Here is a 12,964-nt window from a genome sequence, read left to right as displayed (position 1 = left end):
AGTGTGGCCTGTTGTGAACTGATCGGTTCAGGATCCATGATGGGAAAGGCGCCCAAACGAGTGCCTGGAGGCGTGGGCAACGCCGGATGCGAGGACTGCTGAGACAAGTGAGTGAACGAGGCAGGACCATCGGGTTCCTGGTCCACGACAACGTCACGATGATGGACATCGCCGGGCCAGCCGACGTGTTCCATCATGCCAATGCCTTTGGAGCCGACTATAAGACAGTTATGGTTTCAGCGGACGGCCAAGCCAAACGGGCTGCAAACGGGCACTATCTGATGGTGGAAACCACAGCCGGACGGGCAGGTGCGCTCGACACGGTTCTCGTTCCTGGGGCCTACGGCATGGTGGCCAAGCCTTTCGAGCAGGAACTGGTCGATGCCGTGTCCCATCTGACGAACGATGCCAGAAGGATCGCATCTGTTTGCACTGGCGCTTTTCTCCTGGCGCACGCGGGGTTGTTGAACTACCGGAACGCGACAACTCACTGGACCCAGGTCGAGCGGTTCACAAAGTCGTTTCCCTTGGTAAACGTGGTCCCCGATGCGTTGTTTGTGCAGGATGATCCGATCATCACTTCCGCTGGCATCAGTTCCGGCGTGGACTTGGCGTTGTTCATGGTTGAGGACGACTATGGTCCGGACGTAGCCCGCGCCGTCGTCCGGCAAATGGTCATATTCAACCAACGGCCCGGCGGCCAATCACAGCGTTCGGTGGCCGTCGGCGCGAGCTCTTCCCGGGACCACGTCCTAAGGAAACTGTTGGATCAAATCACAGCTGAGCCAGCCGCCGATTACTCGATAGACGCTATGGCCGCAATGACAAATCTCAGCGCCAGCAGCCTTACCCGCAGGTTCCAAGAGGCAACTGGGACCAGTCCGGCCCGGTATGTCGAAAAGGTACGGATCGAAGCCGCGCAGGCAATGCTCCAACGCGGAGCCACTGTTGCCGCAACGGCAGCCGCAACAGGATTCGGGAGTGCAGAGACCTTGAGGCGCGTGTTCACGCAGAAAGTCGGAATGAGTCCCTCCCTGTATCTCGAGCGCCTTATGCCGCGGCACGACGGCGCCGGACACCTCCCCGCGTAACTTCAACAGCCTGACGCTATTTGTGGGTTTCCTGACGGAATCAGCGGGTCCGCTGGCTCTTTCCAGGGACGATGCTGGACCCACCGGGGCAATCCGGAGCACCCACAACCAAAGGAGCAGGCCATGCCCTTCGTAAACGTCAAGCTCGTGGACGGGGTCTTCACCGAAGACGAAAAGCACCGTATGGCGGCAGCACTGACCGACGTGATGGTGCAGTTCGAAGGATCCGAAGCTTTCCGTGAGGTCGTCTGGGTCCTCATCGAAGAACTGCACACCGACGGTTGGCACATCGGAGGGCTTCCCTTCCGGGGACCGGCCAGCCTAATGGACGGCCTCGCCCGTTCCAAAAGTCTCTACGAGTCCATCGATGGCCATCCGGTGACCCGGACGGAACTGGCCGAAAAGGCACCCGTTCGGGACCGGTAACCGGTCTGAAGGTTCGGTGAGGCATCTGCTCCGGCAGCGCGCCCTCGCCGAACCAGACAGCCAGTCCCCACCAAAGCCACATCCTCAATTCGGTGTGCAGACAACTGGAGAACATCCGTTCTCCCCTCAAGAAAAGAAACAGAACCATGGGTTTCATCAAAGTCGGTACGGAAAACAGCACAGACGTCGAGCTTTACTACGAGGACCACGGCACCGGACAGCCGGTTGTCCTGATCCATGGCTACCCGCTGGATGGTGGGTCATGGGAGAGGCAAAGCGCGGCCCTCCTGAACGCCGGCTACCGCGTCATCACCTACGACCGCCGGGGCTTCGGCAAGTCAAGCAAACCGACCACCGGCTACGACTACGACACCTTCGCAGCCGACCTCAACACCATCCTCGAAACCCTGGACCTGCAGGAGGTCGTCCTGGCGGGCTTCTCGATGGGCACGGGCGAAGTTGGACGGTATATAGGCACCTACGGTGAAGCACGGATAGCCAAGGCAGCCTTCCTTGCGTCCCTCGAACCGTTCCTCCTGCAAACCCAGGACAACGCCACCGGCGTTCCTTCCTCGGTGTTCGACAGCATCCGCAATGCCGCCATCGACGACCGCTACGCCTGGTTCGCCGATTTCTACAAGGATTTCTTCAACACAGACACCTACCTTGGAAGCCGTCTCAGCGAGGAGGCCCTGCACAGCGCATGGAACGTTGCGGTCGGCTCTTCCTGGTACGCCTCCTTCGCCGTCGTCGACTCATGGCTGACGGACTTCCGTGCCGACGTCGAGAAGATCACCGTCCCGGCCCTGATTGTCCACGGAACGGAGGACCACATCCTGCCAATCGACGCAACAGGCCGGGAATTTACCAAGCGGCTTCCATCCGCTGAATATGTGGAGATCGAAGGCGCCCCGCACGGCATGCTCTGGACGCACAGTGGCGAGATCAACGAAATCCTGCTCCGCTTCCTGGACAAGTAGCCAAGCCCTGCCACCCCACAGGAGGGCGTGGAACGGACGCTATACACGCCCTCCTGCGGCTTGCCCCTCAATGAAACGGAACCACCCCTATGACACCTGTACGCCACAGGACGCTGATCCTTCTGGACCATCCCGACCTTTCCACCTCCCGTATCAACAAGGCTCTGGCAACTGCGCTTGAGGATGCACCGGATCTTACTGTGCACGACCTCAGACGCATGTACCCGGACGGCCACATCGACCTCGCTGCGGAGAGGGCCGCGGTGCAAGCGGCTGGGAACATCGTCCTGCAATACCCAACCCACTGGTACGCGCCCCCGGCATTCCTCAAAACCTGGCTCGATGAGGTGCTCGTCCGGGGCTGGGCCTACGGCACCGGGGCACCCGGAGCCCTCGCGGGCAAGACACTCCGGGTTGCCACCAGCACAGGCGGTGCCGGCGAGGCTTACTCTCCGGACGGCTTTCACGGGTGGGATTACAACGACATCCTCATCCCGCTGCAGGCCACAGCCCGCCGACTCGGAATGCAATGGCTGAACCCCTTCATCCTTCACGGCGTACGGGACCTGACGGACGAACAGCTGCAGGACCTGGCGCAGGACTACAGGAACCTGCTGTCATTGCGCGCCGTGCCGGAGCACGTCTAAGTGATGCCCGCGCTAACCAACACCGATAGGACAACCACAATGAAGAGCATGTCGACCACGGCCTATGGCGGCCCCGAAGTCATTCAGGAAGTCCACCTTCCTACGCCCGAGCCGGCCGCGGGGGAAATAACCATTGATGTCCAGTACGCGGCCGTCGGCCTCATCGATGCCATCATCCGCCGAGGAACTTTCGCCGACCTCGACTACGTCCCGAAGCCCTCCTATGTACCGGGACTCGAAGTCACCGGGACGGTCCGCGCCCTCGGAGAAGGGGTTACCGGCCTGTCAATCGGTGAGCAGGTGGCAACGGTGACACTTCCGCACAGCGGAGGATACGCAGAAGTCGTAGCGGCTTCACAGCACCAGTATGTAGGCCGCCGATACGCGGTGGAAGGCCGCACCAGCAGGGGTGGCGCACTCCTGGGTTCCCAATTCCCGCTGCTCGATCGGAACAGCGTTAAGGCAGCTGGTCCAGCCGCAGGAGTGCCCGCGGCGTGTGCCAGAGGGCATTCTTCATCCATCGGCTTCCGAGTCCCCAGCTTTCGAGTACCTGAATCTGGTGGCTGTAGGAATAGGGAATCGAGGGGAAATCCGTCCCGAAGACGACTTTGTGGGATAGCCCGGCAAGGATGTCCACATAGCCGGGCGGGATCGGGGCGACCTGTTCCATATAAGAGGTGCCCACCATAGTGGTGTCGAGGTAGACGTGGGGATTGTTTGCGGCAAGCTCGGCGAACTCCCGGTACTCCGGCAGGCCTGCGTGGGCGATGATGAGCACCAGTGCGGGATATCTCCTGATGAGTTCCCGGATAGGTTCAAGTCCGGTGTATTCCCCGGCGTGCGGACCGTTGCCGCAGTGAATGACGACCGGCGCAGCAGAGTCCTCGATGAGCTTCCAGGCCGGTGCAAGCTGAGGGTCCAGGGGTGAGAAACCACCCACCTGGATGTGGACTTTGAAGATCCGCGCGCCTTGTTTCAGGCTTTGCCTGACGACGTTTTCCACGTCTGGCTCTGGGTAAAACGTCGCGGAGTGGATGGCGTCAGCGTGGCTCAAGGCGAATGCTGCCGAGTAGTCATTGAGCCACTGCGCCATACCGGGGCGGTGCGCATAATTCAGGGTGGTGAAAGCCTTCACCCCCATGTCCCGCAGAATCCGCACCCGTTCCTCTTCGGACGCCCGGTAGGTGATGGGCCAGGCGGGAGCGCCGCTGTCCGCCACACGGTCAAAGAACGCCCACACCTTTTCCAGTACCTGGGAAGGCATGAAATGCACATGCAGGTCAATGATTCCCGGCAAGCCCAGTGAGTCCAGGTACGGACGGATCTCCATGTCTGACCGCGGTGCAAGTGCTACAGCCAAGCCGAACCTCCTGCGTTCCATATCCTGTCGGCGCTTGAGCGTCGTCAACCCCCGATGGAGCTCACCAAAGCAAGAGGACTCCTCCGCAGGCGCGGCAGAATCATTGCCCACCCAAGCATATGTACAGTCCCACTGCTACCGCTTATGGCAGGCGGCGGATAGGGCGTGGCGGTGTCGGCGTCTTTGACGCTCGTCGCGCTGGACGACGGCAGGGTCCGCATCTGCCGCCGGCCGCTCCGGCGACGGCTTAGGCCGCCAGGGGCACCGTGCCGGCCTCGACAACGAGCGACTGCCCGTCGGCCGAGACGGCCACCAGTGCGCCGGACTGGAGGTTCGACGGAGGCCCTGTGCATTTAGTCCGGCGGCCGATCATCAGTTCAGCCCACGGGGTTCGGTGTGCGGATGTGGGTAGTGGATGCAGGTTGGCTTATGGTCGATGCGGTACAGCACCATGTTGCCGCAGTGCTTGCACGTCCAGTCTTCAGGCAGGGTCATTCCGTTGGTCTTTCTCTTGGGTTGTGCTGGCAGCAGCAGATGCAGCAGTACGTCTCATGTGGATGAGCGCGCCCGTGCAAATCAGCGCCGTTGCCCGCGCATTTGATGATGGCATTGCCCTCGCGCGCCGGTCCCGGGGCTTGGTCCGGGATGGCGCGGCGATGATTTCCCGTCAGCTCATGCTTTCCGTTTTTGCGTATGGCAATCGCACCGGCAGACCTGTGTCCACGATGGACGGATTGCAGCTCCTGCCGTCACAGTTACGGTGGTGAGTGGATTAGGACTTAACGCTGGCCAGGTGGCGGCCAAACGACATTTCAGGTCGACGGGGCTCCGTGTTGCCCAGCATCATCCCCGCGTTCCGCACGCTCACAGCGGAGGATCACAGGATGGTGTGACCCCCGGGATGCACGCGCCATAAGTGCAGACGCACACGCACAGCAGGGGCTTTCTCAACCAAGGGGATCGGTCCCATACCTGCTGCATGAGTAGGTCACCGCCAAGCTTTCGCTAGCAGGACTTGGTTTACCGTACGCCCATACCGGAGCTGGCGGGGCGAAATCCGACTCTTACAGCCAAAGTTCGACAGTCGTATTACGACAATCCAAGGCACTGTCCCTTGCCAAATAACCGCTGTGGGAGTGGCGAGCCAGAACGGGAGGAGTCAGTCCATGCTGCTAAACATGGCCTCGAAACTGGCAGTCAGTTTGTGCCCTTGGGAAGGATCCATCAGATGGCCTCCGTCACATGGTCTGGAAGTAAAGGTGGGAGTGGGCGGCGCACCTTTCGTTCAGGCGAGCCGCGCAGTTTGGGCACGATGTGGTTGCCAGATAAGCGTGGATGGACATCTCGCATTTGCAGACGCCGCACAGGACTGCTGACTCTGACCACAGCTCCCTTGGCCATGTTTGGGGCTTGTGACCTGCCTCTTCCTCATGACAGAGGTGGCAGGGATAGTACCGAAGACAGCACTTGAACTTAATGGCTATCACATCCACGTCGGTGCGGTAGTGAATGCAGCGGGTTTGGTCGTCTACGGTTCTGCCGAAAACCTTCATAGCGCCGGCCTCGCGTACTTCACGCGGCGGACAAGGATGTCAGGGAAGGCCCTGTGCACAGCCACGGCCGCAACGGATGCTACGGCGTCCTTCACAATATCGCCCGGGTAGAAGATCAGATCACTGGCGAAGGCAGCCTGCCACGACAGTTTGAGGTTCACCATCATGCCGAGCACGCCTGGCATGTGCGATGCGACAACAGTCACCACGATGCTGGCGAGGAAGAACCATAGGCCGCGCCGCCTGGCCGGGAGGCGCCGGATGACTTGCTCGGCAGCGATGCCAAGGAGAAAGGCCGCGAGGAGGAACCCCACTATGTAGCCGGCGGATCCGCCGGCGAGGACCTGCAGGCCCGCTCGGCCGCCCGAGAAGATCGGCAGCCCAACGAATGCAAGAAGGAGGTATAGCGCTACCGCGGCGACGGCACGCGACCCGCCAAGGACGAGGCCGGTCACCATGATAGCCAGAGTCTGCAGCGTGATAGGCACCCCGAAACCTCCCACGGGGATGCCCGGGACGATCGCAGAGGCTGCGATCAGGGCGGCGAACACAGAAATAAGGGCCAGAGACTGAGCGTCCCGCAACCGACGCGGCGTGCCCGGCCCTTCCTCGGCGGGGCGGCTGGCTGCCGAGGTTCGTGTCGTCGGTTGGCTCATGGTTCCTCCTGTGGTCCTTGGCGGCGGCCTTCTCCGAAGAAGGCTACACAGCACCGCCCACGGCCTTTTTGTAGCAAAGCCACGACATCGCGGATGAACTTTGGCGCGATGGCTACAAGCAGCCGTCACCCTGTCGCGTTGGCTACTTCACTTCAGCAGTAAGGCGGTTCCTATTTGCTACTGCAGACAGCCAGGGACCGATGGGATCGATGTGGACTTACCACTGTGGATGAACCACACCAAAAACCATTGACCGCGTTGTGACGTGGGGCATAGTATTCAAACCGCGCCTCTCACTTTCCATTTAGCGGAAACCCTCTTTCATTTTGTTGCAGACAAAGGAGTCTTTTGTGACAACGTTCCACCAGGTTGTCGATCCTCTGGGATCGCTGGTCCTTGGGGCAGTACTCGCGGCCCTTCCTCTCATCCTTCTGTTCATCCTTCTCGGCGTTTTCAGGACCAAGGCCTGGAAGGCTGCTGTTGCGAGCCTCGCCCTTTCCATCGTGCTGGCTGTCACCGTATGGCGGATGCCCGTCGGCCAAGCCCTCAGCGCGACTGCCGAGGGTGCTTTCTATGGCTTTTTCCCGATCCTGTGGATCCTGATCAACGCCTTGTGGGTCTATAAGCTCACAACTGAAACCCGGTGGTTTGAAGTGCTGGGAGCGACAATCCGGTCCGTTTCAAGCGACCTTCGCATCCTGACAATCCTGATCGCATTCTGCTTCGGCGCGCTTCTGGAGGCCCTGGCAGGGTTCGGCGCGCCCGTGGCGATCACTTCGGGCATGCTGATGGCAGCGGGTATGAGGCCCCTCAAGTCCGCAGCCGTCTCGCTCCTGGCCAACACCGCACCCGTGGCCTTCGGCGCCATGGGCTCTCCCGTGATTGCCCTCAGTGGCGTCACCGGAATCCCGCTTGCAACCGTTTCGTCCATGGCCGGCCGGCAGACTCCGTTCCTGGCGCTCATTGTCCCGCTTCTGCTGGTGTTCATCGTGGACGGTAAACGCGGCGTCCGCCAGACGTGGCCCGCCGCAGTTGTCGGGGGAACAGTATTCGCCATCGCTCAGTTCCTTACCTCGAACTACTTCACTGTCGAACTCACGGACGTCCTCGCCGGTATCTTTGCCATCGCAGCTGTCCTGCTTCTGCTCCGGGTGTGGAAGCCCGCCCAGACAATGACGGCCGATTCTGCGGCCGTGGAGGGGGAACCCGAATTCAGCGCGCTGGGCGCTGGGACGGCGGCCGTGGCCGGGCGGGCAGGAGCGTCAGTGGTCGACGGCGGAATGGCCGGTGGAACGGGACGGCCCGGCCAGTTGCCTCGAGGGTCAGCAGGGGAACAGGGTGTTTCCACCCGCCCCTTGCCCCGGGAGATCTGGATGGCGGTAGCACCCTACCTCATCATCATCGCGGTGTTCTCCGTCTCCCAGATACCGGCAGTCAAGTCCTGGCTGACTGCCGGCGGCGGCTTTTCGTTCAGCTGGCCGGGGCTCGACGTCCTCGGCGAGAACGGCAAGCCGGTCTCGTCGCAGACCATGCGTTTCGACCACCTCAAGGCCACCGGCACGCTCCTGCTCATCTCTGGTCTTATCACGCTCGCCCTTTACCGGATTCCATTCGGTGCAGGCGTGAAGATCTACATCAAAACGCTGGCCATGCTCCGGTGGACGATCCTGACCGTATGCTCCGTGCTGGCCCTTTCGTTCGTCATGAACCTCTCGGGTGAAACCGCAACCCTCGGCGTCGCCCTCGCCTCGACCGGCGGGCTCTTCGCAGTGCTCTCTCCAGTGCTGGGCTGGATCGGCGTTGCGCTCACCGGCTCGGACACCTCGTCGAACTCATTGTTCGGACAGCTCCAAGTGACTGCTGCCTCGCATGCCGGCCTCTCGCCGGTGCTGATGGCCGCCACCAACTCCTCCGCCGGCGTCCTGGGCAAGATGCTCTCCCTGCAGAACCTCGCCGTGGCCGCGGCCGCCGTCGGGATCGAAGGGCTCGAAAGCACGCTGTTCCGCCGGCTCCTGGGCTGGAGCATCGGCCTGCTGGCACTCCTTACCGTCCTAGTCCTGCTCCAGACCAACGTCCTCGCATGGATGGTCCCGTGAGCAACCGCACGGCACCAATTCCATCCCCTGCATAACGACCGGAAGGCCCATCATGACCGTTAAGACAGCCTCGACCCCCGCTCCGCACGCAGCGGCCAGCCCCTCGCCCACTGCTGCCGTGCTGGCAGCGCACCCAAGGGCGACCACGGATGCCGAGGCGCGCCAAGCCGCGGCCACGGACCGCTCCGGCTACGTCCCCGCCACAGTTCCGGACGGGGTGGTTATCGCCCAAAGCGTTGACGACGTCGTCGAATTGCTGCGCCTCGCCCACGCCGCGCAGGTCCCCGTAGTCCCGCGCGGAGCAGGGACCGGCCTGGCCGCAGGGGCCAGCGCGCGTGCGGGCGAGATCGTGCTCGACGTCTCCCGCATGAACCGTATTCTGTCCATCGACCCGGTGGAAATGATTGCCGTCGTCGAACCTGGAGTGCTCAACGCCGAGGTCAATGCCGCGGCCGCCCGGCACGGGCTCTTCTATGCACCCGACCCGGCGAGCACCGCAATATGCTCCATTGGCGGAAACATTGCCACGAACGCGGGGGGCATGTGGTGCGCGAAGTACGGAGTGACCCGTGAATCGGTACTCGGGCTGACCATTGTCCTGGCCGATGGGCGCATCCTGCGCACCGGCAGGAAGACGATCAAGGGCGTCACCGGCTATGACCTCAACGCCCTCTTCATCGGCTCCGAGGGAACCCTGGGCGTGGTGGTAGAGGCCACCCTTCGCCTGCGGCCGAGGCCCGTGCGAACGGAGACCCTCGCAGCCTACTTCGCCGACATCGAGGCAGCCGGCCGCGCCGCCTCCGCCATCACTGCTGCACGCATCCAGCCCTCGATCCTCGAACTGATGGACGGCCCCACCCTTGAAGCCGTCGACCTGGCTGAGGGCACCAGGCACCGCGAGCTCGGCGGCGCCTTCCTCCTCGCCCAGACAGATGGCTACGGCGCCCACCTCGAGCTCGACGAGATCGTCCAGGCGATCAGTCCATTCGCCACGTCGGTCCACCGCGCCGCCGATGCCGCTGAGGCCGCAGCCCTGGTCAAGGCCCGGCGCGACGCCATCCCGGCCCTCGAAAAGCTCGGGCGCGTATCGATCGGTGACATCGCCGTCCCGCGGGACCGGCTCGCCGATGCCTTCGCCGGACTCGAGGACATTGCGTCCCGTACCGGGGTGCGGATCTTCAGCGTCGCCCACGCAGCTGACGGGAACCTCCACCCCATGCTCGTCGTCGACCCCCACGAGCCAATCACCGAGGGCCCTGCAAAGGCCGCGCTCGGGGAAATGTTCCACCTCGCCCAGCGGCTGGGCGGAACCCTGACAGGCGAACACGGGGTGGGACTGCTGAAACGGGAATGGGTCGGGGAGGAAATCGGCGAAACGTCCCGCTCCCTTCAGCAGGCAATCAAGGACGTCATCGACCCGGCAGGAATCCTCAACCCCGGCAAAGCCATCTGAAACAGGGCGACGAAGCCCCGTGTTCAAAAATAGAAATTTTCATAACACCGAACCCCTTTATAAGGAGCAAGCAGTATGTCGTCGCATGTGAAGACAAATGGACTCACCGTCGCCGGAGGCTTTTATGCCTTCGTCCGGGATGAGGCACTCCCCGGCACCGGGATCGAGGAGGAGGCGTTCTGGGCTGGGGCAGCATCGGTGATTGAGGAGTTCTCCCCGCAGGTGCGGGAATTGCTGGCAACCCGTGACCGGTTGCAGGAGCAGATCGACGAGTTTCACCGCACCCACGCAGGTCCGGGCGATCCTGAGGCGTACGAGGCCTTCCTCCGTTCGATCGGCTACCTCGCGGAGGAACCGACGGACTTCAGTATCACCACGGAACGCGTGGACCCGGAGATCGCCACAGTCTCCGGCCCTCAGCTGGTCGTACCGCTGTTGAACGCGCGCTTCGCCACCAACGCCGCCAACGCCCGTTGGGGTTCCCTCTATGACGCGCTCTACGGCACAGACGTGATCGATGAGGCGGAAGGGCGTGAGCGCAGCGGCGCCTATAACCCCGTCCGGGGTGCTGCCGTCGTGGCCATCGGCCGGCAGTTCCTCGACGAACACACTCCTCTAGCGTCCGGCTCCCACGCCGACGTGACGGCGTACCGCGTGGTCAACGGCGCCCTGGTTGCCGAAAATGCCGAGGGCACCACCGGCCTCACCGAACCTTCACAGTTCGCAGGTTACCGAGGAACCTCAGCGGAACCGGACGCCGTGCTGCTGGTGCACCACGGTCTGCATATTGAAATCCAGATCGACCGGAACCATCCCATCGGAGCCGGCGACCAGGCAGGCGTGAAGGACATTGTCCTGGAGTCGGCCGTCACCACAATCATGGACCTCGAGGACTCGGTGGCGGCAGTGGACGCCGAAGACAAGGTGGAAGGCTACCGGAACTGGCTCCGCCTCATGCAGGGAACGTTGACCGCTGACGTCGAGAAGGGCGGCAAGACCTTCGCGCGCCGGCTCAACCCCGACCGCGTCTACACGGCACCGGACGGATCGGAGCTGACGCTGCCCGGCCGCTCCTTGCTGCTTATCCGCCAGGTGGGTCATTTGATGACCAGTGACGCCGTCCTGGACGCAGCCGGCAACCCGGTACCCGAGGAGATCCTTGACGCTCTCTTCACCGGCCTTGGCTCTGTGCACGACCTGCGCGGACCCAACGCGGGGAGCAACTCCCGGACCGGGTCGGCCTACATCGTCAAGCCCAAGATGCACGGGCCCCATGAAGTAGCCGTTGCCTGCGCGCTGCTCACAAAGGTGGAATCCGTCCTGGGCCTGGACCCGCTGACCCTCAAGATCGGCATTATGGACGAAGAGCGCCGCACCTCCGCGAACCTCAAGGCGTGCATCTGGGAGGCCCGGGACCGGGTGGCGTTCATCAACACCGGATTCCTGGACCGGACCGGAGATGAGATCCACACGTCGATGTTCGCCGGACCGATGGTCCGCAAGGCTGACATGCGCTCCACCAGCTGGATCAAAGCCTACGAAGACGCCAACGTGGACATCGGACTCGAATGCGGTTTTGCCGGCCGGGCGCAGATCGGCAAAGGCATGTGGGCCGCGCCGGACAACCTGGCGGACATGCTGGAGCAAAAGGTTGCCCATCCCCTTGCCGGCGCCGACTGTGCCTGGGTCCCATCCCCGACCGCGGCGACACTGCACGCCATCCACTACCACCAGGTCAACGTGGATGCCCAGCAGGCACAGCTTGGCCACGCACGGCGCTCCACCCTGCGGCAACTGCTCACCATCCCGGTGGGAGATCCGGCAGGCTGGGACGAAGAAGCCCGGCGCAGCGAACTGGACAACAACATCCAGAGCACCCTGGGCTATGTCGTCCGCTGGGTCAACGCCGGCATCGGCTGCTCCAAGGTCCCGGACATTCACGGCACGGCGTTGATGGAGGACCGCGCCACCTGCCGAATCAGCTCCCAGCACATTTCCAACTGGCTCCTCCACGGCGTTATCACCGCGGAGCAAGCGGAGGATTCGCTGCGGCGCATGGCCGAGGTGGTGGACGAACAGAATGCCGCTGATCCGGATTACCTGCCGCTATCGCCGTCATTCGACACCGAAGCCTTCCTGGCCGCCCGGGAGCTCGTGCTCACGGGCGCTGCCCAGCCCTCCGGCTACACCGAGCCAATCCTCCACCGCCGGCGCGAAGCGCAGAAACACACCACCGACCTTGCCAGGAGCGCATCTTGAGCCTTAACCTCGACACCGCCCAATCCATCATCGCCGAGGCACTCGCAACAGGGCAGCAGCACGGCTTCAAGCCGCTGACCGTCGTCGTGCTCGATCCGGGAGGACACGTTATCGCCGCCGCCCGGCAGGACGGCGCTTCGAACAACCGCTTCGAAATTGCCCACGGCAAGGCATATGGAGCCCTCGCCCTCGGCATGGGGTCACGGGCCCTCATGGAACGGGCCGAGCAGCAGGCCTACTTCATTGCGGCCGCAGCTGCTGCCATCGGCGGGCGTCTCATCCCGGTGCCCGGCGGAGTACTCGTCCGCGGCAGCGACGGCGAAATCCACGGTGCCGTCGGAATCAGCGGCGACAGCTCCGACAACGACGAGACCGCAGCATCCAAGGCGATCCAGGCCGCGGGGCTCACAGCACAAGTGTCCTAAGGCAATCCGACTACCCAA

Annotated in this window: 12 protein-coding genes and 1 pseudogene; 9 read left to right on the top strand and 4 right to left on the bottom strand. The window is 62.9% G+C overall.

Features of this window, described 5'->3' with window-relative positions; all coding sequences use genetic code 11:
• The first annotated feature begins 107 nt into the window (after window positions 1-107).
• The 5 genes and pseudogenes from LFT49_RS09460 to LFT49_RS22690 form a co-directional block, all read left to right on the top strand.
• Window positions 108-1,091: a GlxA family transcriptional regulator gene (locus tag LFT49_RS09460; RefSeq protein WP_236821910.1), complete on the top strand. Its 984-nt coding sequence runs from the start codon at window positions 108-110 to the stop codon at window positions 1,089-1,091.
• Window positions 1,092-1,214: 123 nt separating this feature from the next.
• Window positions 1,215-1,517 carry a tautomerase family protein gene (locus LFT49_RS09455; protein ID WP_142073190.1) on the top strand — a complete coding sequence of 101 codons (303 nt, stop codon included), beginning with the start codon at window positions 1,215-1,217 and terminating at the stop codon, window positions 1,515-1,517.
• A gap of 146 nt (window positions 1,518-1,663) precedes the next feature.
• Window positions 1,664-2,497 (top strand): alpha/beta fold hydrolase, encoded by an 834-nt coding sequence (locus LFT49_RS09450; RefSeq protein ID WP_237430331.1) that lies wholly within the window; start codon window positions 1,664-1,666, stop codon window positions 2,495-2,497.
• 89 nt (window positions 2,498-2,586) lie between these two features.
• Window positions 2,587-3,144: an NAD(P)H-dependent oxidoreductase gene (locus tag LFT49_RS09445; protein WP_237430330.1), complete on the top strand. Its 558-nt coding sequence runs from the start codon at window positions 2,587-2,589 to the stop codon at window positions 3,142-3,144.
• A gap of 3 nt (window positions 3,145-3,147) precedes the next feature.
• Window positions 3,148-3,450: pseudogene (locus LFT49_RS22690) on the top strand (alcohol dehydrogenase catalytic domain-containing protein); the annotation flags it as partial.
• A gap of 151 nt (window positions 3,451-3,601) precedes the next feature.
• Here the strand turns inward: LFT49_RS22690 and LFT49_RS09440 are convergent.
• The 4 genes from LFT49_RS09440 to LFT49_RS09430 form a co-directional block, all read right to left on the bottom strand.
• Complete coding sequence (locus LFT49_RS09440; protein WP_236821906.1) at window positions 3,602-4,504, bottom strand: amidohydrolase family protein; 903 nt, start codon at window positions 4,502-4,504, stop codon at window positions 3,602-3,604.
• A 247-nt stretch (window positions 4,505-4,751) separates the two neighbouring features.
• On the bottom strand, window positions 4,752-4,877 hold the full coding sequence (locus tag LFT49_RS22600; protein ID WP_272910832.1) for a hypothetical protein: 126 nt from the start codon (window positions 4,875-4,877) through the stop codon (window positions 4,752-4,754).
• A gap of 865 nt (window positions 4,878-5,742) precedes the next feature.
• A complete protein-coding gene (locus LFT49_RS09435; protein WP_236802439.1) occupies window positions 5,743-6,057 on the bottom strand; it encodes a CHY zinc finger protein in 315 nt (104 codons plus the stop codon).
• Window positions 6,054-6,713 carry a biotin transporter BioY gene (locus LFT49_RS09430; RefSeq protein WP_237430329.1) on the bottom strand — a complete coding sequence of 220 codons (660 nt, stop codon included), beginning with the start codon at window positions 6,711-6,713 and terminating at the stop codon, window positions 6,054-6,056. Before LFT49_RS09430 ends, LFT49_RS09435 begins: the two co-directional genes overlap by 4 nt.
• Before the next feature lie 350 nt (window positions 6,714-7,063).
• Between LFT49_RS09430 and LFT49_RS09425 the strand changes: the two genes are divergently transcribed.
• The 4 genes from LFT49_RS09425 to LFT49_RS09410 all read left to right on the top strand — a co-directional run bounded on the left by LFT49_RS09425 (window position 7,064) and on the right by LFT49_RS09410 (window position 12,946).
• Window positions 7,064-8,809 (top strand): L-lactate permease, encoded by a 1,746-nt coding sequence (locus LFT49_RS09425; protein WP_237430328.1) that lies wholly within the window; start codon window positions 7,064-7,066, stop codon window positions 8,807-8,809.
• A gap of 52 nt (window positions 8,810-8,861) precedes the next feature.
• On the top strand, window positions 8,862-10,262 hold the full coding sequence (locus tag LFT49_RS09420) for an FAD-binding oxidoreductase (protein WP_237430327.1): 1,401 nt from the start codon (window positions 8,862-8,864) through the stop codon (window positions 10,260-10,262).
• A gap of 75 nt (window positions 10,263-10,337) precedes the next feature.
• The gene (locus tag LFT49_RS09415; RefSeq protein ID WP_237430326.1) at window positions 10,338-12,521 is read left to right on the top strand and encodes a malate synthase G; all 2,184 of its coding nucleotides are present in this window, start codon (window positions 10,338-10,340) and stop codon (window positions 12,519-12,521) included.
• Window positions 12,518-12,946 carry a GlcG/HbpS family heme-binding protein gene (locus tag LFT49_RS09410; RefSeq protein ID WP_236802430.1) on the top strand — a complete coding sequence of 143 codons (429 nt, stop codon included), beginning with the start codon at window positions 12,518-12,520 and terminating at the stop codon, window positions 12,944-12,946. Before LFT49_RS09415 ends, LFT49_RS09410 begins: the two co-directional genes overlap by 4 nt.
• The last annotated feature ends 18 nt before the right edge of the window (window positions 12,947-12,964 follow it).

Source organism: Arthrobacter sp. FW306-06-A (assembly GCF_021870055.1).
In the GTDB taxonomy this organism is placed as follows: Bacteria; Actinomycetota; Actinomycetes; order Actinomycetales; family Micrococcaceae; genus Arthrobacter.
The sequence above is the reverse complement of the archived record's forward strand: the minus strand, read 5'-3'. Positions and strand labels throughout refer to the sequence as shown.